We start from the raw sequence: 18,942 nt of genomic DNA, 5'->3' as shown, positions 1-18,942 counted from the left end.
GATCTGGGGACGGTCCCGTGCTGGTCGAGCCGAAGAAGGGCGCTGGTGTCAGGCTGCGCAGTCGCGGCAGATCAGCTGCCCGTTCTTCGTTTCCGCGAGCTGACTGCGGTGGTGAACCAGGAAGCAGCTCGAACAGGTGAATTCGTCGGCCTGGCGCGGGAGGACCCGCACCGCGAGCTCTTCGTGGCTCAGGTCGGCGCCGGGCAGCTCGAAGCTCTCCGCGGCCTCGGCCTCGTCCTCGTCGACCTTGCCGGAGTTCTTGTCGTGACGGCGAGTCTTCAGTTCCTCGATCGACTCTTCGGAAGCGTCCTCGTCCGTCTTGCGCGGGGCGTCGTAATCAGTCGCCATGGTGTTTCCCTGCCCTCTTCGTACCCGTGGTGTTGCCTGCTGAGCCCTTGAACGGGTAAAGCGGCCGAGAAATTCCGCGCGTGAGCACCACGCTGAACCTTCGTCCCCCGAAACCCTTGACAGCCAGGCCGGGACCGGCAACAACCGTTCCCGAGGACGGGATTGTGCCCTATGAAGGGCCCTACGCGCGCGTTGGGGTCCAGGTTCTGACCCGCGTGTCGCAAAAATGTCATGACCGAACACGAGAATGCTCGTTAATGCTCAGTACTGCGCAGAAACGAGCATTCAGAGACCGCTACGCACGCAAGGGGTCCGCGGCGGCGAGCAGGTCGTGGAGCGGCCCGAACAGCGCCGGACTGGCCGCGATCGACATCTCCGGTGAGACCGGGGCACCGTTCAGCCCGCCCGTGGTCGCGCCGGCCTCGGCCGCGATCAGCGCACCCGCTCCGTAGTCCCACGGATTCAGACCGCGTTCGAAGACGGCGTCCAGCCGGCCGCAGGCGACGTAGCACAGGTCGATCGCGCCGACCCCGATCCGGCGGATGTCGCGGACCTTGGTGATCAGGTGCTGGATCACGTCGGCCTGGACCTGCCGGCGGGCCGGGTCGTACCCGAACCCGGTCCCGACCAGGGCGGTGCTCAGCTCGGTGCATCCCGACACCCGGATCGGCTGACCGTCCGCGAACGCGCCACCGCCCTTGGTCGCGGTGAACACCTCGCCCCGGGGTGCGTCCACGACCACACCGGCGACCGTCTCCCCGTCGTACTCGACCGCGATCGAGACGGCGTACGTCGGGAGGTCGTAGAGGTAGTTGACCGTGCCGTCGATCGGGTCGACCACCCAGCGGACGCCGCTGGTGCCGGCCACGTCGTCGCCCTCCTCACCGAGGAACGAGTCGTCCGGGCGGGCCTTCAGGACCCGGGCCCGGATCAGCTCCTCGGACTCGCGGTCGACCGCGGTGACGACGTCGGTGACGGTGCTCTTGGTGTCGGCGACCGTGATCGTGCCGCGGCGGCGTTCGACGATCAGCCGGGCCGCCTCCTCCGCCACCTCCACGGCCAGCTTGAGCAGGTCCTGGGGGCTTTCGGCTGTCATACGGCTTCCTTAGAAGTAGGACGGCGCAAAGGTGGGCAGCAGTCGTGGCGGCAGTCGTCCCAGCCCGGGCCGAGCTTGCCGACGCACGGGCGGGCCGGTTGCTCACCGCGCTCGGCCGCGGCCCGCTCGACGACCAGGTCGCGCAGCATCGTGACGAACCGCGGGTCCGTCCCGGGCGTCGCGGCCCGGGCCATCGGCAGGCCCAGCTTCTCGGCCGTCCGGGCGGCCTCGGTGTCGAGGTCGTAGATGACCTCCATGTGGTCGCTCACGAACCCGATCGGTACGACGGCGACGCCCGGCACACCCTCGGCCGAGAGGGTCTCCAGGTGGTCGTTCACGTCCGGCTCGAGCCACGGCATCTGCGGCGGTCCGGACCGCGAGCAGTAGACCAGGTCGGTCCGCCGGGTCCGGCCGGTACGGCGCTCGAGCTCGGCGCTGATCTCCGCGGCCACGTCCAGGTGCCAGTCGACGTACCCGTTGCCGTCCGGGCCGCTGGTCGCGTTCATCGCGGCCGGGATCGAGTGCGTCACGTAGGCGATCGCGGACCCCTCGGGCAGCCGGCTCAGCGCCTCGGCGGTCGACTCGACGAACGAGCCGACGAAGCCGGGGTGGTTCGCGTAGTGCCGGAGCTTGTCGATCCGCGGCGCGTCCGGGACCTCACGGGCCGCGTCCTCGAGGTTCTCCCGGTACTGCCGGCAGCCGGAGTACGACGGGTAGGCGGCGGTCACGATCACCACCGCGCGACGGATCCCGTCGGCGGCCATCTCGCGCAGCGTGTCGGTCAGGTACGGCGCCCAGTTGCGGTTGCCCCAGTAGATCGGCAGGTCCAGGCCGATCTCGTCGAACGACTCCCGCAGCGCCTTCAGCAGCGCGCGGTTCTGGTCGTTGATCGGGCTCTTCCCGCCGAACGCGTAGTAGTGCTCCCCGACGTCCTTCAACCGCTCGTCCGGGATGCCGCGGCCGCGCGTCACGTTCTGCAGGAAGGGCAACACGTCCGCGGGCTTCTCGGGACCACCGAAGGACAGCAGGAGGACGGCGTCGTACGGCGCGGCGGCGGGCGACTGGGGCAGCGGCATATTCCGAGTTTCTCAGACCGGCAACAGTTAGGGTGTTGCCGGTCCCTCATGCTCAAGCCCTACGTCCACCTCATGCGCCGTCCCGGTGCCAGTGCGTTCTTCACTGCCGGGATCCTCGGGCGTATGCCGATCTCGATGATCGGCCTCGGCATCGTCATCCTGATCGCGCGCGAGAGCGGCTCGTACGGCCTGGCCGGCGCGGTGTCCGGCGTCGCGGTGATCGCCGGCGCGCTGACCGGCCCGATCCAGGGCCGGCTGGTCGACCGCTTCGGCCAGCGGACGCTGCTGCTGATCGGTTCGGTCCTCTGCACGATCGCTCTCGCGGCACTCCTCGTCGCAGTGCGTGCCGACGCACCCGTCTGGGTGCTGTACGCGGTATCGTTCGTTGCCGGTGGCACCCGTCCGCAGGTCGGCTCGTTCGTCCGCGCCCGCTGGACCCATCTACTCGGCCGCGGGCGGGCTCTGCAGACCGCGTTCGCCCTCGAGGCGGTCGGCGACGAGGTCGTCTTCATCGTCGGTCCGGTCCTCGTCACCACGCTCGCCACCCAGATCAGCCCGTACGCCGCCCTGGCCGCCGCGGCGGTGTTGGGACTGGCCGGCGGGATCTGGCTGGCATCGCTGCGTGCCTCCGACCCGCCCGGACGAGGTAAGTCCGATGGTGCCGAGCAGGCGCCACTCCCCTGGCTCTCGCTGATGCTGCTCAGCCTGGTCGGTCTCGGGCTCGGCGCGACTCTCGGTGGCGTCGAGGTAGTGACGATCGCGTTCACCACCGAGAAGGGTCAGGCCGAGCTGTCCGGCGTCGTACTGGCCGTGTGGGCGTTCGGCAGCCTGCTGGCCGGTCTCTGGTACGGCTCGGTCCACTGGCGCGCCCCGGTCGAGCGGCGGCTGCTGTTCGGCACGATCCTGCTCGCCGTCAGCCTGGCCCCGCTCCCCTGGGTCAACAGCGTGCTGCTCGTCGGTGTGGTGCTGTTCTTCTGCGGCTTCACTATCGCGCCCACGATGGTCGCCCTCACCGCCTGCGTCGAGGAGTGGGTCCCGCCCCAGCGCCTCACCGAGGCGATCACCTGGACCGTCACCGGCATCCTCCTGGGGGTAGCCCCGGGCAACGCCGCCTCCGGCCACGCAGTAGACGTTTGGGGCCCCTCCACCGCCTACTGGGTCCCCTTCTCCATCGGCATCGTCTGCGCCCTGGTCGCCGCCCTCGCCACTACCTTCGCCCGCCCCAAGACTCGCTTCGCCCACAATTAGGCTTGTATCTCCTCTTACGGGAGATGTGAGGGTGTCGGCATGGATCACTCGATCGGTGAGTTGGCGCGGCTCGGTGGCGTGACGGTGAAGACCGTGCGGTACTACTCCGACCACGGGCTGCTGCCATCACGGCGTACTGCTGCGGGCCACCGTCGGTACGACGCCGACGCGGTCGCGCGGCTCGAGCTCATCCGGACGTTGCGTTCCCTTGGCATCGATCTGCCGACGGTGCGGGCCGTGCTGGAGCGCGAGCGGACGCTGGCCGACGTACTGACCGCGCACGCCGAGGCCGTCGCGCTGCAGATCCAGACGCTGCGGCTCCAGCAGGCGGTGCTGTCGGTGGCCGCCCATCGTCACTCGACCCCGGAGGAGCTCGACCTCATGCATGAACTGACTGCCCAGTCCGAGCGGGAACGCCGTACGTTGATCGCGGACTTCCTCACCTCGACGCTCGGCGACGACCCCGCCTTCGCGGCGATCCGGCAGAACCTGACGCCGGTGCTCCCCGACGACGCCGACGCACGGCAGGTCGAGGCGTGGCTGGAGCTGGCCGCGCTGGTCCAGGACGACGACTTCCGGGCCGCGGTACGACGGATGGCCGTCGGCTACCGTGCTCTGGTCGCGGACGGCCCACTGCGGCACGATCCGGAGTTCCGCGGCCGGTTGATCGAGCTTCGTCGTACCGAGGCCGGCCCGCGCTGGCCGCGGTATCTGGAATTGCTTGCCGTCGTCAACGGCTGGGCCGCGCCGTCACGGATTGCGGGGTAGCGGCGCGTTCCAGCCGCGGCGGATCGCGATCAGCCGGATACCGAAGCACGTCACCGCCGCGGCGATCGGCACCCACAGGGCGTCGTACTTCAGCGCTGCGGCGACGACCACGATGCCGGAGCCGAGGAAGGCCGGCGTGGCGTAGATCTCCGCACGGAGCACGACCGGAACCCGGCCGCTGAGGATGTCGCGGATCACACCGCCGCCAATGCCGGAGATCGTGCCGATCAGGGCGGCCGCGAGCGGCGACAGGTCGTAGTCGACGGCCTTCAGCGCGCCGATCACGCAGAACAGGGCGAGACCGGCCGCGTCGAAGATGTTCACCTGCCGCTCCAGCCGGCCGATGCCGGGATGCAGGAAGAACGTGAGCAGCCCGGCCACGACCGGCGCCACCAGGTACCGCCAGTCCTGCAGCGCCGCGGGCGGCGTCGCACCGAGCAGCACGTCCCGGATGAAGCCGCCGCCGAGCCCGGTGACGAGCGCGAGCACCAGGATGCCGAACACGTCGAGCTTCTTGCGTACGCCGACCAGCGCGCCAGTGATCCCGAACACAAAGATGCCAACCAGATCAAGCACCTGCAGAACCACGGATCCACTCACACCCCGCACGCTAAACCACGCGCGCCTACCGGCCTGTGCGCTCTATCGTCGGTGGACATGAGCGGAGCGCCCGACGTCGACTACACCGCAACCTCGCTGCGTCCGGAGTGGAACACGCTCCCGCCCGCCCTGCACGAATCCCTAGCCGTTGCCCTAGGCACCGAGATCACCGCGGCCGCTCCCCCGGTCGGCTCTGGCTTCACCGGCGGCTTCGCGGCCCCGATCCAGCTGGCCGACGGCCGCCGCGTCTTCGTGAAGGCCGCCGACGACACCATGCACGCGTACCACGCCTACCAACGCGAAGCCGAGGTAGTCCCCCAGCTGCCCTCCGCGATCCACGTCCCCGCCATCATCACCACCGCCCACGCTGTCGATGGACCCCCTCCCGCGGAAGGCAGGCGGCGGTGGTTTGCGGTGGTGTCCGAGTGGGTGGAGGGGCGGATGCCGGGGGCGCCGTGGACGGGAGACGACTTCGCGGTGGTGACCGCGATGTGTGAGCGGATCGCGGTGGCGATGGAGCCGAGTCCGTTGGAGGGGTTGCACGCCTTCATCCAGGATCTGGACGGGGACGAGTCGCCGCTGCAGGTCCCGGGGCAGATCGTCGCGGGTGAGCGGCCGTTGCCGGAGCGGTTGCAGCCGTGGGTGCCCAGGATCCTGCCTGAGCTGGCGGACCTGGTGCAGCTGGCACCGGAGGCGTTCGCGGGAGAGGCGGCGACGCACGGCGACCTGCGGCCCGACAACCTCCTGCTCGACGCGACCGGCACCTGCTGGACCGTCGACTGGAACTGGCTGGCGCTCGGCCCACGCTGGATGGACTGGGTCGGACTGCTTCCGGTCGCCCAGCACCAAGGCATCGACACAGCCGCCGCCATCCACAGCAGCCCGCTGACGGCCGACGTACCTCCCGAACACCTCGACTGCTTCGCCGGCGTGATCGCGGCGTACATGATGAGGAACGCCGACGCTCCCCCGCCACTCGGGTGTACGCCGGCGCTGCGTGAGCATCAGCGGTTCTACGCCTGGACCTTCCTCGACTGGCTCGCCGTACGCCGCGGCTGGTGAGCGCCTACGGTGGGAGTATGACGAAAGGCCCCACCACCAGGTTCAAGGTCGAGGTGCTGGACGGCGACCGGACGTCCCGGCGTGAGGATGTCGTCGTCACCGAGGAGCCGCTGGAGCTGCGGCTGGAGTGGCCGGGCCGGCCGCCCGAGCCGCTGGTGGTGACGATGCGGACGCCGGGTTCCGACTTCGAGCTGGCGGCCGGGTTCTGCCTCGGCGAGGGGTTCGCGGTCCGGCCGGACGCGATCCGGACCGTTGCCTACTGCACCGACGTGAAGCTGACCCGGGACCAGCAGTTCAACACCGTTACGGTCACCTTCGACGGACCCCCGGACCGCGAACCACCCCAGCGGTACGGCGTCACGTCGGCCGCGTGCGGTGTCTGCGGCCAGCAGAGCCTCGACGAACTCGCCGAGCGCGAGTACGAGCCGGTCGACCCGGTCGAGGTATCGGTCGACGTCGTACGCCGCCTGCCCGATCTGCTCCGGGATGCCCAGCCGACCTTCAGTCGCACCGGCGGCCTGCATGCGGCCGGCCTGTTCACCACGGACGGCCGCAAGATCGTGGTGAAGGAGGACGTCGGCCGCCACAACGCCGTCGACAAGGTCGTCGGCTGGACCGTCCTCAACCACCACAGCTGCAAGGGCCTGGTGCTCGCCGTCAGCGGCCGCGCCGGCTACGAGATCATCCAAAAAGCAGCCGCGGCAGGCATCGGCATGATCGTCGCCGTCGGCGCTCCCTCGAGCCTCGCGGTCGACCTCGCCCGCCGCTTCAACATCACCCTCGCCGGCTTCACCCGAGGCGACCGCTGCGTCGTCTACAGCTCCCCCGAGCGCATCCTCCGGTGAGCACGTAAGGAGGTGATCCCCAGATCTAAGGGGGTATGCCCAATGTGTGAGTCCTCCTGCCGCCGCATCGTGAAGGCAGACGGCGATGATCGCCGTGAGGGAGGAATCATGAAGCACAGCTACACCCTCGCCGCGCTGCCGGTGCTGGTCGTGGGATCGATCGTCGCCGGCTCGTCCCAGGCATCGGCACGACCGATCGACCCGGACGCCGGCTACCACGACGCCGTCGTGGTCGTCGAGCAGCCGGGACCGACCAAGCAGATCCCGGTCGACGACCCGCTGACCGAAGCGCTCCAGGTGAGTGCCGGAGCCCTGGGTGGCGCTGGTCTGGCCGTGGCCGGCCTCTGGATGTACCGGCGTCGCCATCCGCTCGCAGTTCACTGACGCGCGGGCTCGGGGGGCGGCCCTGGCGGAGGTCAGCCGCCAGGACCGCCGAGCCGCGTCGCCAGGGCAGCAGCCGCCATCCGGCTCGCCGTACCGGTCTTCCGCAGGATGTTGGAGACGTGAGCACTCGCGGTCTTGTCGCTGATGACGAGTTCCTTCGCGATCTCGCCGTTCGAGCGGCCGGCGACCAGCAAGGCCAGGACCTCTCGCTCCCGCGCGGTCAGCGTCGCCAACGGAGTGGCCGCCTGCTCTTGTACGACGAGAGGCTCCGGCTCACGGAGGCTGACACGCGAACGCAGCGCGAGTGATTCGACCTCGTCCTGCAACGGCTTCGCACCCAGCTCGACGGCGGTCCGATAGGCACTCCGCAGTAGGGCACCAACGCTGACCGGACGCCGACCGGCGGCCGCTGCCGCTTCCGCACAGCGCCACTGCGAGATCGCCCGATACCATGGCACGCCGGCCGCATCGCACGCCTCGGCAGCGCGTTGCCATCGCTCAGCCTGATCCAGGTCATCGCGGCACCGGGCGAGCTCAGCCCGGACCAGGGCCTGGTTCATCAAGTGGAACACCCTGTCCGGACCGGTCGTGAAGGACTCCCAGGGCCACCCGTTCACCACCTCCTCGGCGGCGGCCACTGCGGCAGCGACGCCGTCGGAGTCGCCGGCGTCTCGGGCGGCGAGGGCGAGGTCGGCGGCGGTGTGGACGTAGTGCACCAGCAGGGTGTCGTCGTCCTCGTCCGGAGCGGCGCCCGGGCGGGTGAGCCTAGACCGCAGCCAGTCGAGCGCCTCCTGCGGCTTGCCTTCGGCCGCGAGCACCTCGCTGCCGCCGATGGCGAGGGCAGCTCGAATTCCGATGAAGGTCGTGGAGATCAGTTCGCGGGCCCGGTCGAGATGCTGCCTCGCCTCGGGCACCCGGCCCTGGCGGACAGCCAGCGACGCGGCCGCGAGCCGGATGGCGGCTCCGGCGATGCTGTGACTGCGAGCGGCCAGTGCGGGCCGGAGCAGGTCGTCACACGCCTGCCACCGGCCGCACTCCAGCAATCCGTCAGCTGCCATGAAGGCCAGGAAGTAGGCAAACGGATCCGGGCCAGGCGCCAGCAGTTCGGCCTGGCCGCGCAGGGCTATCTCGATCGCGTCCTTCCGGCGCCCGAGAGTCTGCAGCGCGTTGACCTGCCAGACGAAGGCATTCAGCAGATCGAGCATCGACCCGCACGAGCGTGCCAGCGGCTCGGCCCGCTGTGCATCGGCCAAGGCAAGCAGGGGCGATTCGTCGAGAATCACACTCGATCGTTCGGCGAATGCTTCCGCGAGGGCCCGCTCTGATCCGGCCCGGCCGGCGATCCGTACTGCTTCGTCCGCATGAGCGATGGCTCCGGGCTTACCGCTCCAGCTCTCGGCCGACCCGAGGGCGGACAGTGCCCGCGCCCGCTCAGCGCTGGCCGGGAAGGGAGCTGTGAGGTCGAGCGCAACATAGATGTCTGCCAGAACGGCTTCGATCGGCTCCGTCCGGTGCCAGCGCAGGATGCTCCGTTCGACGAGCAAGTTCGCCGCGATCAGCGGGTCGCGTTCGCGATCCACCAGACTCAGGCTGGTGTTGAGCTGCTCCAGGGCAGCATCGTTCCGGCCGACTCGCAGGCACACCTCGCTCGTCTGGAGCGCGAGAGTGATCCGATCGACCGGGCCACGGACATCCGGCGGGACCTGGTCCCACAGGGCACACAGTCGCTCCAGCTGAATGGCCTGCTCCGCAGGTGCCCTCAGCCTGGCTGCGTACTCAGCGGCCTTGAGTGACCAACGGTACGTGTCTCCGACCCGGCCGGCTTGCTGGCTGTGCACCGCCAGATCGGCAGCGGCTGCTTCCACCGGGACGGACCGCGCCTCCAACTCCCGGAGGAAGGTGGCATGAATCAGTGCGGCCTTGTCGCGCGGCAAAGCGTCGTACAGAACCTCGGCGAGCACGGGGTGGCGGAACCAGGGGAGGTCGACCGAGCCAGACCGGAGGACGCCGTGCTGCTGGGCTTCACTCACACAGCCGGACAGCGTGGCGGCATCGACTCCATGCTTCGAGGCCACCGCGGCCAAGAGGGGCAACGGGGTTGGACGCCCACCGACCGCGAGTACCCGGACCAGCTGACGCGCCGGCCCGGACAGGCGGTGCCACGCAGCGAGAAGTGCATCACGGAGTGCTTCCGGAACCGTGGCCGGAAGAATGGACTCTGCCCCGGACAGCTGCCCGGCGAGCAACTCGGTCAGATAGGGGTTGCCATCCGATCTCGCCTGCACCTGAGTCACCAGGTCGATGTCCACAGGCCGCCCGAACAAGTGCGCCAGTTGTACTCCGGTCGCATCCGGGCCGAGCCGGTCGAGGTGGATCTCGTCGAAGGCCGGCGTACGTCGCATGTCCGCCAGCCAACTGTGGAGTGGATGACCATCGCCGAGATCCTCGTCGCGGCACGTGGCCAACAGCGTCAGCCGCTGGCCGTGGAAGCAGGTGATCAGATACGAGAGGACGTCCAGCGAAGACATGTCCGCCCAGTGCAGGTCGTCGATGACCACGACCACGGGATGGCGCTGCGCGATGCGGTCGAGGACCAGGTCGATCAACGGGATCAGCCGAACCGTCGCCGACACCCGGGTGGTACCCAGTGTCGGCAGCAATGTGCTCAGCTCGTCAGCACCGGCCAGAACCTGCTCCCGTTCCGCCTGGTCGGCCTCGGCCAGCCAGTCCTGCAGAATGCCGATGATCGGCGCGTACGGGAGCGATGCGCCACCGAAGTGCACGCACGAACCCCACAAGACCAGCAGTCCCGGACCGTCGCAGACGTCTCGAACCAATCGGGTCTTGCCGACTCCAGCCTCGCCGCGGACAACCACCGCCCGCGGTTGCCCCACACCGCCGCCCCGCACCACCTGGGCAAGCAGATCCGCCTCGGCATCCCGCCCGGCGAGCCGACCACCAAGCCGCACCCCCACGGCCCTCATCACTTCAGTCTCCACCCGCGCCGTCACCACCGCCAGGCAGGCGCGACCGCTCGCCGATCTGAGGGGCTGGGGACCCGGATCTGAGTGGGCATACCCGATGTGCCACTCCCCCTCCCGCCAGGACGGTGGAAGTAGACGGCGATTGTCGTCGTCCAGGGAGGAAGTCATGAAATACCGCTACAGCATCCTCGCCCTACCGGTCCTGGTGTGCGGGGCAGTCGTTGCCGGATCGGACCAGGCCTCGGCGCATCCGACCGATCCCGACGCCCGCCACAACAGGCCGGCCGTCGTCCAGTCAGACCCGCCCGAACGAGTGCTGGTAGGGGTGGACGACACCGTCGCCGAGATTCTGCAGACGGGAGCCGGAGCCCTCGGCGGAGCGACCCTGACCATGACCGGTCTCTGGCTCTACCGCCGTCGTCATCCACTCGCAGCCCACTAATCGGGCGCATCCGGGTGGTCCTGGTGAGTGTCAGGCACCAGGACCACCAAGCCGCTCCGCCAGCGCCGCGGCCTCGAACCGAGTCGTCGTCCCGGTCTTCCGCAGGATGCTGGAGACGTGGACGCTCACCGTCTTGTCGCTGATCACGAGATCCTTCGCGATCTCGCCGTTCGACCGGCCGGTCACCAGGAAGGCAAGGATCTCGCGTTCCCGCGGCGTCAACGCCGATAGGACCGTGTCCTCCTGCTCCGGTACGACAATCGGCGCCGTCTCCCGGAGGTTGATCCGTACCCGCCGGGCCAGTGACTCGATCCTGCGCCGCAGGGGCTCCGCGCCCAGCTCGTCGGCGCTACGACGCGCCTGCCGGAGCATTTCGCCGACATCGACCGGCGGCTGTCCCGCAGCGATCGCGGCCTCGGCGTACCGCCATCGCGACACTGCCCCATGCCACGGCGCCCCGGCCGCTTCGCAGGCGTCGATGGCGCGGTCCCAGCGGTCCACCTGCTCCGAGTCGTCGCGGCAGCGCGCCACTTCGGCGTGGAACAGGGCGCACCTCATCGACCGGGCGGCCGAATCGACACCCCGGGTGAAGGGCTCCCACGGCCGCGCGTCGAGGACGTCGTGGAGGCCGGCGACGGCCCGCGCGGCACCTGCCGGGTCGCTCGCGTCGCGCGCAGCCTGTGCGAGCTCGGCGGCCGCGTTGGCGTAGTGCACCAGGAGGTCGTCATCCTGCACGATGGGAGGGATGCCCGGCTGGGTCAGCCTGGCGCGCACCCAGTCGACGGCTTCCCTGCGGCTTGCCTTCGGCGATCAGTACTTCGGCGCCGGAGGCGGCCAGCTCCCAGCGGATCCCGGGGAAGTTCTCGGCGACCAACTCCAGGGCCCTATCGAGATGCTGCCTGCCTTCCCCGGGCCGCCCGCAGCGCACCGCCAGTGGCGCTGCAGCCAGCCTGATCCCGGCACCGGGGATGTTCGGGCACCGGACGGCCAGTGCGGACCGCAACACTGCCCGGCATTCCTGCCACCGTCCCGACTCCAGCAGACCCTCGGCTCCGAGGGACGCGAGCATGTATCCGAACAGGTCCCGGCCAGGTGTCACGAAATCGGTGTAGCCGCGCAGCGCCACGTCCGTTGCTTCAGTCCAGCGTCCGAGGAATCGCAACGTGTACACCTGCCAAGCAACCGCCAGCATCCACTCGAGCATCGCGTCACTGGAAAGTGCCAGCTGTTCGGCTTCCCGCGCATCGGCTAGCGCGCGTTCGGGTGAACTGCTGGAGAGCGCAGCGCAGCGATTGGCGAGAGTGGACGCGAGCACCCTGTCCGAGCCGCAGCCGCGGGCGATCCGGACGGCCTCGTCCGCATGCGCAGCCGCGACCGGGAGACCCTGCCAGTTCTCGGCCCTGGCAAGAGTTCCCAGCGCCCTGGCCCGCTCGGCGCTGCCTGGGTAGCGGATCGTCAGGTCGAGGGCCTCGTGGATGTCCGCCAGGAAGGCCTCGATCGGTTCGGTCCGGTGCCAGCGCAGGGTGCCGCGATCGAGGAGGATGCCCGCAGCCAGGAGCGGTTCCTGCCCGCGGTCGATCAGCTCGAGCGCTTGGCTGAGCAGGTCGACGGCCCTGTCGATCCGTCCGACCCTCGAGCAGACCGCGCTCGCCCGGACGTACAGCGCCGTACGGTCGGCAGCGGTGCCGCGGAGGTCCGGTGAGACCTGCTCCCACATGTCGCACAGCCGCTCCAGCTGGATGGCCTGTTCGGCCGGGGCACGCAGATCGGCCGCGTATTCGGCGGCGAGTAGCGACCACTTGTAGGCGTCGTCAAGCCGGCCGGCTTGCTGACTGTGGACAGCGAGGTCAGCCGCCACCGCCTCCGCCGATCCCGATAGTGCTTCGAGCTCTTCGAGATAGCTGGCATGGATGCGAGGCCTCTCACTCGGCGACAAACCGTCGTACAGAACCTCGGCCAGCAGCGGATGACGGAACCAGCACGGGTCTGCCGTGCCCGTCGCCAGAACACCGCGCTCCTGGGCCTCGGTCACGCAGCCGGCCAGGCGGTCGGTGTCGAAGTCGTGACGGGAAGCGACCGCGGACAGGACGTCGAGAGTGGTCGGGCGTCCACCGACGGCGAGCACCTGGACAAGCTGACGAGCCTGCTCCGAGAGCCGATGCCAGGCGGCGAGGAGGGCATCCCGGAGGCCCTCAGGCACCGTGGCCGGCAGGACGGCCTCGGCTCCAGACAGGTCGTCCACGAGCAACTCCGTGAGGTACGGGTTGCCGTCAGACCGTGCCTGGACCTGGGTGACGAGGTCGATGTCGGGAGCCCGGCCCAGCAGGTCCTCCAGCTGTACCCCGGTGTCGGTAGGCTCGAGCCGTTCGAGATGGATCTCCTCGAACGACGGCATACGCCGCATATCGGCCAGCCAGCCGTGCAGCGGATGGCCTGCACCGCGGTCCTCGTCGCGACACGCGCCCAGCACCGTCAAGTGCTGTCCGCGGAACCCGGTGATGAGGTAGGCGAGGACGTCCAGAGAGGCCACGTCCGCCCAGTGCAGATCGTCGACGACCACGACGGTGCGATGCCGGTCCGCGATCCGGTTGAGCACCAGGTCGACCACGGGAACGAGCCGTCCGGTCAACGCGCCGCGCGAACCTCCGATGCCGGGCAACAGGGTGCCGAGTTCGTCGGCGTTCGCGAGTACCTCGGCCTGTTCGGCCGGGCCGGCGGAGGCGAGCCAGTCCTGCAGGATGCCGATGATCGGAGCGTACGGAACAGACGCCCCGCCGAAATGCACACAGGAACCCCACAACACCAGGAGATCCGGATCGGCGCAGACCTCCCGGATCAAGCGGGTCTTGCCGACTCCGGCCTCGCCGTGGACGACCCACGCCGCCGGGCGCCCGGCCGCGCCGTCCGCCAGGACCCGGCCGAGCAGATCCTGCTCGGCGCCCCGCCCGACGAGCCGACGATCAGGCTGTGTCCACCCGCCCCTCACCGCCTCAGTTTCCACCCGCCGCCGGGCGGTCGCCAGCAGGGGTCAGGCGTCCAGCTTGATGAAGGTGGCTTTGGGGACGTATTCGTAGCGGTCGGGCATGCAGGTCAGGATGATGATCTGGCCGTGGTCGCCGGCGCGGCCGAGGAGGGCGCCCATGTCGCGGAGGCGGGCCTTGTCGGACCAGCCGAGGGCGTCGTCGAAGATCACCGGCACGCTGCCTTCGCCGGTGCTGACCAGATGACTGATCGCGAGCCGGGTGATGATCGCGAGCTGCTCCTGAGCGCCCGTCGACAACGCCTCCACCGGCAGCCGCACGCCGTCCATCTCCCGCTCGGCCACCGCGAGGTCGTCGTCCAGCCAGACCTTGAACGACGGCCCGTACACACTCCGGCCGAGCGACTCGATCCGGCTCTGCAGCGGTTCGGAGTACTTCGTCTGTGCCTCGGCCCGATGCCGGCTCAGCGTCTCGTGCACCCGCCGGGCCGCCTCCGCGCGCCGCCGCAGACTGTCGTGCTCCGCGCGTACGGCGGCCAACTCCAGGTCGGCCACATCGCGCCGGGTCGCCAATCCGTCCCGGCCCGACTGCTCCAGCCGGCCCTCGGTCGTCCGCAAGGCGTCGCGCAACGTGTCCCGCTCATCCTGCAGCCGCTTCGCCACCGCCAACGCATCCGCCAGCTCACCTGCGACCCGATCGGCCCCGGCCGCGTCCACCTGCTCCTGTACGGCGGTCAGCTCCTCGAGCACCGCCTCGACCTCAGCCGTCGCCTCGCCCTCAGCGGCGGACACCGCCTCGTCATCGAGCACAGCCCGAGCCGCCTCCAACGCCTCGACCGCGGCGGCCAACCGCTCCCCCGCGAGCTCCGACCGCGCCCGGGCCTGCTGTGCCTCGGACCGATCCTCGTCGGCCGCCTTCCGCGCCTGCGCCGCCGCGAACTCCGCGTCCGCGAGTATCCGCTCGACCTCGGCCAACCCGTCCCGCGCGTCCTCCAGCGCCCGCTGCGCACCGGCCAGATCCCCAGGCGCCGGAGCCGGCACCTCGAAGTCGTCGAACAGCGTGTCGTGCGGCGACGCGAACTCCTCGAACAGCGACATCTGCCCCGGCACGCCCTCGACCGCGGGCTGCTTCCCGCCGGCCTCGTCGGCTTCGTCCTCGTCACCGAGCCGCGCCGTCAGGACCGCGATCCGCTCTCCCGGATCCCCACCGGCTGTCAGCGACTTCTCGGTCCGGCGAGCCTCGTGCAACTCGGCGGACGCGGTGTCGGCCTTGCGCAACAGCTCCCGCGCGGCCGCGACATCCTTCACGCCCGCCTTCTTCAGCAGGTCCTTCTCGCGCCGTACGGCGTCGTCCACCCGCGACCGCAGCGTCGCCGCCTCGCCGCCGGCCCGCACGGTCACCTTGACGTGCCCCGGTACGCCGACGACCAGTTCACCGGAGACCAGCACCTCGGCCGCTTCGTCGAAGCCCAGCTCGGAAGGCACGTCGCCGTCCAGCCCGGTCCCCGACAACTCGACCGGCTCCGCGCCAAGCCGCCGTACCAGAACCTCCGGTACGCCGGCCGCCAGCGCGGCCCGGGCCTCGACGACCGCGGCCCGCGCGTCCTCCAACGCCGCGACCAGCCCGTCGTCGACCTTGATCCGGTCCAGGATCGTCCCGGCCGCGGCGATCCGGGCGCGGACGTCGACCAGCTCGGCCTGCTGCCCGAGCAGCCGGTCGAGCTCGGCGCGGTCCATCAGCTCCGAGACCCGGCGCTCCGCCTCCTGCACATCGGTACGCCGGAGGTCCTTGAGCTCGATCACCTCGGCCAGCGCGGCCTCGGCCGCCTGCACGGTCTCCGCGGCGGTCTTGGCGACGAGGTCGGCATCGGCCCGGCGCCCGGCCAGTTCGGCATCGGTTTTCGTGAACCGCTCGACCTCGTCGAGCAGGCGTTCGCGCTCGACCCGGGTCCGGGTGTGGTTCTCCAGCCGGGCCTGCGCGGTCTCGGCGCGGTGCCGGACCGAGTCGCGGCGGAGCAGGATCTCGTCGGTCGCCTTCTTGCGTTCGCGCAGCTCCTCGACCGACTTCAAGTGATCGAGCGAACGGTTGTCGACATCGGACAGGTCGAGTGTCAGACGCTCGGCGCGGCGGATGTCCTGCTGGACCTCCTCCATCGCCTTCAACGCCTGAGCCGCGGCCAGCTCGGCCGCGGACACGGCCCGCTCGGACTTCGCGAAGTCACCGGTCGGACGACCACCACGCGTCCAGTACCGCAGGTATTCGTGCTCGACCGCTGACACGAGCGGCATCGACGCACCGTCGACCGGCGTCCCCGATTCGGCGGTCACCGCGGTGATCAACGGCTCGGCGTCGGCCGGCGTTGGCAGCACCAACGACTGGCCCTGGCTGACCATCAGGGTCTGCCACAACACCGGGTCGACGTGCTGGTGGAACAGCTGCTCGGCCTCGTTGTGGGCCTCACGGCCGGTCCACAACTGGCGTCGGCCGTCAGGCTCGACGATGGTCAGCTCGGTCGAGCGGTTCTTCAGCCAGCGTTTGGTGTAGATGAGCTCGCGGCCGCCGAGCGTCAGCTCGACCGTGACCTCCGGGCCGACGTCCTGGCCGACCGGCTGGATGTCGCGGATCCGGGTCGACTTGGAGTCGTCGGGCAGGTCGAAGACCAGTCCGAACGCCTCGACCAGGCTGGACTTGCCGACCTCGTTGTCGCCGACCACCACGGTGGTGCCGAGAGCGGGGAGCCGGACGGTACGGTCCTTGACGCCGCGGAAGTCCCGCAGCGCCAAGCTGTGCAGCCTCATCCCGCGTCCCGCGCCAATCTGTGCATCAACGACAGCGCTGCACCCGCACCCTCGTCGCCACCGGCCAGCGCCTGCCGCAACTCCTCCATCGCAGCCCGCGCCGGTCCGCTCAACTGCAACGCATCGAGATCCGCCGCGTCCGGCGCCGGCCGCACGGTCCAGAACTTCGCCCACCGCTCGACACTCGCGAACACCTCGCCCTGCGCGTCGATGATCGAATCGAGCCGGCTCAGCAGTGGCAGCGGCAGCGAGCCGTCGCCGGCGAGCCGGACATAGGTCCGCTCCTTCTCCGGCAGCTCCGCGAACCAGTCCTCGAGCGCCTGCAGCGACTCCTCGTCGAACAACTCGACTCGATGGTCGACCATGTGCCACGCGCCCACCCGCACCGGCTCGACCTCGATCTCACCACCGCCGACGGTCACCTTGAGCACGTTGCCCGGGGCGTCCTCCTCGGGCGAGGTGACCTCCTGCGTCCCGGAGAACCAGATCCGATCGGTCACGCGCGTCGTCGAGTGCCGGTCGCCGAGACCGACGTACTGCACCCGTCCGTCGGCGACCGCGGCCTCCAGCGCGGCCTGATCGATCGTCGGTACGTCGGACATACCGCCGGAGAGACTGGTCAGCTGACCGTGCGCCAGCAGGATCCTCGTCGCACCAGGCTCGGTCGGCGTCAGCTCGGCGTACCCGGGCGCGGCCGGGTCGGACATCGGCCGGCGGGATCGCCAGGGCGCGCCGACGATCTCCACACCCGGCACGATCTCGAGAGGCCGGCTATCGGTCAGAACGGTCACGTGCGAGGGCGCGTGCGCCTGCCATTGACTCGAGGTCCACAGCGAGCCGGGCTCGAGCGCGTCGTGGTTGCCGGGCAGCAGCACGACCGGGACCGGGATCCGCTTCAGCGCTTCACACGCCCGCAGGATGGTCTGCCGCTCGACCTGGTTGTGCTCGAACACGTCCCCGGTGACGACCACGAACGCCGCCCCGGTGGCCGCCGCGACCTCGCCGATCCGCGCGACAGCGTCCAGCCGCGCCTGACCCCACCGGGCCTGGCCGTCCGGCCCCAGGAACCGGCGCATCATCCCCAGCTGCCAGTCCGAACTGTGCAGAAACGTGATCGACTCATCCATCGCGCTGAGAACGCTAACCTGCCCCGCCGACAACCGCCCAACCAACACACCCACCACCCCCACACCGCCCACACTCCGGACACCCGTCCCAGCCGACCTTGGGTGCTCAAGGTGGGGTGAGAGAGTCGCGGAGTGGACGTGTATCTGGAGACGGAGCGGCTCACGCTGCGGCGGTTCGGCGAAACGGACGTTGACCTGCTGACCGCGCTTGACTCGGATCCCGAGGTGATGCGATTCCTGACCGGGCAGCCGACACCGCGGAGGGAGATCGAGAACCTCGTACTCCCGGAGATCCTGAAGGTGTACGACGAGCATCCGGAGCTCGGCACGTTTGCCGCCGAGCAGAAGGTCGACGGCGCGTTCATCGGGTGGTTCGGCATGCAGCCGACGGCCGAACCGAAGACGGTGGGCGTCGGCTACCGGCTGAATCGGATCGCCTGGGGCAAGGGCTACGCGACCGAGGGCACCAGAGCGCTGATCGACAAGGCGTTCGCCGAACTCGGGATGGAGCGGGTGGTCGCGGACACGATGGCGGTCAACCACCGATCCCGCGCGGTGATGCGGCGGTCCGGGCTGCGGTTCGCCCGGCTGTACCACGAGCACTTCGACGATCCGCTGCCCGGGACCGAGTTCGGCGAGGTCGAGTACGCCGTCGACCGGCGGGCCTGGGAAGCTGGACGACGTGCCTGACGACCGACAGCCGTACGCCGTACTGGACATCGACGCGACCTTGTCCGACACCAGCGAGCGGATCCACTTCCTGGCGAAGCGGCCGAAGGACTGGGACTCGTTCTTCGCGCAGGCGAAGGAGGACGCGGTCCTGGACGAAGGCCTGGCGGTCGCGACCACGCTGGCGGCCGACCACGAGATCGTCTACCTGACCGGCCGGCCCGAGCGGCTGCGGCGCGACACGCTGAAGTGGCTGAAGGACAACGGCTTCCCGGACGGCACGGTCTACATGCGCGGCAACACCGACCGCCGTCCGTCGGTGGTGATGAAGCTCGGCCGGCTCAAGCGCCTGGCCGAGGACCGTCCGGTCGCCGTCCTGGTCGACGACGACGTGAAGGTGTGCGCGGCCGCGGAGAAGGCCGGCTACACGGTGATGAGGGCCGACTGGGGACTCGATGCCGAGACCCAGCCGACCCTCTTCGACGCTCAGGAGTCCGAAGGACGGACCTGAGGC

The 18,942-nt window shown here is 69.9% G+C and carries 17 protein-coding genes; 8 read left to right on the top strand and 9 right to left on the bottom strand.

Features of this window, described 5'->3' with window-relative positions; translation table 11 throughout:
* Positions 1-48 precede the first annotated feature (48 nt).
* The 3 genes from OG558_RS31175 to OG558_RS31165 all read right to left on the bottom strand — a co-directional run bounded on the left by OG558_RS31175 (position 49) and on the right by OG558_RS31165 (position 2,520).
* On the bottom strand, positions 49-348 hold the full coding sequence (locus tag OG558_RS31175) for a DUF4193 domain-containing protein (RefSeq protein WP_130379292.1): 300 nt from the start codon (positions 346-348) through the stop codon (positions 49-51).
* Between the two features lie 295 nt (positions 349-643).
* The gene (locus OG558_RS31170; RefSeq protein WP_329478447.1) at positions 644-1,444 is read right to left on the bottom strand and encodes an inositol monophosphatase family protein; all 801 of its coding nucleotides are present in this window, start codon (positions 1,442-1,444) and stop codon (positions 644-646) included.
* The gene (locus tag OG558_RS31165) at positions 1,441-2,520 is read right to left on the bottom strand and encodes a ferrochelatase (RefSeq protein ID WP_405066168.1); all 1,080 of its coding nucleotides are present in this window, start codon (positions 2,518-2,520) and stop codon (positions 1,441-1,443) included. The genes OG558_RS31170 and OG558_RS31165 overlap by 4 nt, the downstream gene beginning before the upstream one ends.
* Positions 2,521-2,568: 48 nt before the next feature.
* Between OG558_RS31165 and OG558_RS31160 the strand changes: the two genes are divergently transcribed.
* Together OG558_RS31160 and OG558_RS31155 are read left to right on the top strand one after the other, a co-directional pair.
* Positions 2,569-3,768 (top strand): MFS transporter, encoded by a 1,200-nt coding sequence (locus OG558_RS31160; protein ID WP_329478451.1) that lies wholly within the window; start codon positions 2,569-2,571, stop codon positions 3,766-3,768.
* A 39-nt stretch (positions 3,769-3,807) separates the two neighbouring features.
* Positions 3,808-4,536 (top strand): MerR family transcriptional regulator, encoded by a 729-nt coding sequence (locus OG558_RS31155; RefSeq protein ID WP_405066167.1) that lies wholly within the window; start codon positions 3,808-3,810, stop codon positions 4,534-4,536.
* On the opposite strand, the gene OG558_RS31150 is transcribed toward OG558_RS31155, so the two are convergent.
* Positions 4,519-5,136 (bottom strand): trimeric intracellular cation channel family protein, encoded by a 618-nt coding sequence (locus OG558_RS31150; RefSeq protein WP_405066166.1) that lies wholly within the window; start codon positions 5,134-5,136, stop codon positions 4,519-4,521. The genes OG558_RS31155 and OG558_RS31150 overlap by 18 nt on opposite strands.
* Positions 5,137-5,193: 57 nt before the next feature.
* Here OG558_RS31150 and OG558_RS31145 point away from each other — a divergent pair, with 57 nt between their 5' ends.
* The 3 genes from OG558_RS31145 to OG558_RS31135 all read left to right on the top strand — a co-directional run bounded on the left by OG558_RS31145 (position 5,194) and on the right by OG558_RS31135 (position 7,427).
* Complete coding sequence (locus OG558_RS31145) at positions 5,194-6,198, top strand: phosphotransferase family protein (RefSeq protein ID WP_405066165.1); 1,005 nt, start codon at positions 5,194-5,196, stop codon at positions 6,196-6,198.
* 17 nt (positions 6,199-6,215) lie between these two features.
* A complete protein-coding gene (gene fdhD, locus OG558_RS31140; RefSeq protein WP_405066164.1) occupies positions 6,216-7,043 on the top strand; it encodes a formate dehydrogenase accessory sulfurtransferase FdhD in 828 nt (275 codons plus the stop codon).
* Positions 7,044-7,151: 108 nt separating this feature from the next.
* Entirely contained in the window at positions 7,152-7,427 is a 276-nt protein-coding gene (locus tag OG558_RS31135; protein WP_405066163.1) for a hypothetical protein, read from the top strand.
* A 32-nt stretch (positions 7,428-7,459) separates the two neighbouring features.
* On the opposite strand, the gene OG558_RS31130 is transcribed toward OG558_RS31135, so the two are convergent.
* Positions 7,460-10,411: an AAA family ATPase gene (locus OG558_RS31130; protein ID WP_405066162.1), complete on the bottom strand. Its 2,952-nt coding sequence runs from the start codon at positions 10,409-10,411 to the stop codon at positions 7,460-7,462.
* A gap of 166 nt (positions 10,412-10,577) precedes the next feature.
* On the opposite strand from OG558_RS31130, the gene OG558_RS31125 reads away from it, so the two are divergent.
* Entirely contained in the window at positions 10,578-10,853 is a 276-nt protein-coding gene (locus OG558_RS31125; RefSeq protein ID WP_405066161.1) for a hypothetical protein, read from the top strand.
* 30 nt (positions 10,854-10,883) lie between these two features.
* Here OG558_RS31125 and OG558_RS31120 read toward each other — a convergent pair whose 3' ends face one another.
* From OG558_RS31120 to OG558_RS31105, 4 genes are read right to left on the bottom strand one after another with little or no spacing between them, the layout of a single operon-like run.
* On the bottom strand, positions 10,884-11,588 hold the full coding sequence (locus tag OG558_RS31120) for a LuxR C-terminal-related transcriptional regulator (protein ID WP_405066160.1): 705 nt from the start codon (positions 11,586-11,588) through the stop codon (positions 10,884-10,886).
* Complete coding sequence (locus OG558_RS31115; RefSeq protein ID WP_405066159.1) at positions 11,578-13,839, bottom strand: ATP-binding protein; 2,262 nt, start codon at positions 13,837-13,839, stop codon at positions 11,578-11,580. Before OG558_RS31115 ends, OG558_RS31120 begins: the two co-directional genes overlap by 11 nt.
* A 42-nt stretch (positions 13,840-13,881) precedes the next feature.
* Positions 13,882-16,632 carry an AAA family ATPase gene (locus OG558_RS31110; RefSeq protein ID WP_405066158.1) on the bottom strand — a complete coding sequence of 917 codons (2,751 nt, stop codon included), beginning with the start codon at positions 16,630-16,632 and terminating at the stop codon, positions 13,882-13,884.
* On the bottom strand, positions 16,629-17,759 hold the full coding sequence (locus OG558_RS31105) for an exonuclease SbcCD subunit D (protein WP_405066157.1): 1,131 nt from the start codon (positions 17,757-17,759) through the stop codon (positions 16,629-16,631). Before OG558_RS31105 ends, OG558_RS31110 begins: the two co-directional genes overlap by 4 nt.
* A gap of 132 nt (positions 17,760-17,891) precedes the next feature.
* On the opposite strand from OG558_RS31105, the gene OG558_RS31100 reads away from it, so the two are divergent.
* Together OG558_RS31100 and OG558_RS31095 are read left to right on the top strand one after the other, a co-directional pair.
* The gene (locus tag OG558_RS31100; protein ID WP_405066156.1) at positions 17,892-18,449 is read left to right on the top strand and encodes a GNAT family N-acetyltransferase; all 558 of its coding nucleotides are present in this window, start codon (positions 17,892-17,894) and stop codon (positions 18,447-18,449) included.
* Positions 18,442-18,939 (top strand): HAD family acid phosphatase, encoded by a 498-nt coding sequence (locus OG558_RS31095; RefSeq protein WP_405066155.1) that lies wholly within the window; start codon positions 18,442-18,444, stop codon positions 18,937-18,939. The genes OG558_RS31100 and OG558_RS31095 overlap by 8 nt, the downstream gene beginning before the upstream one ends.
* Positions 18,940-18,942 lie beyond the last annotated feature (3 nt).

The organism is Kribbella sp. NBC_01510, from assembly GCF_045040325.1.
In the GTDB taxonomy this organism is placed as follows: domain Bacteria; phylum Actinomycetota; class Actinomycetes; order Propionibacteriales; family Kribbellaceae; genus Kribbella.
The sequence above is the reverse complement of the archived record's forward strand: the minus strand, read 5'-3'. Positions and strand labels throughout refer to the sequence as shown.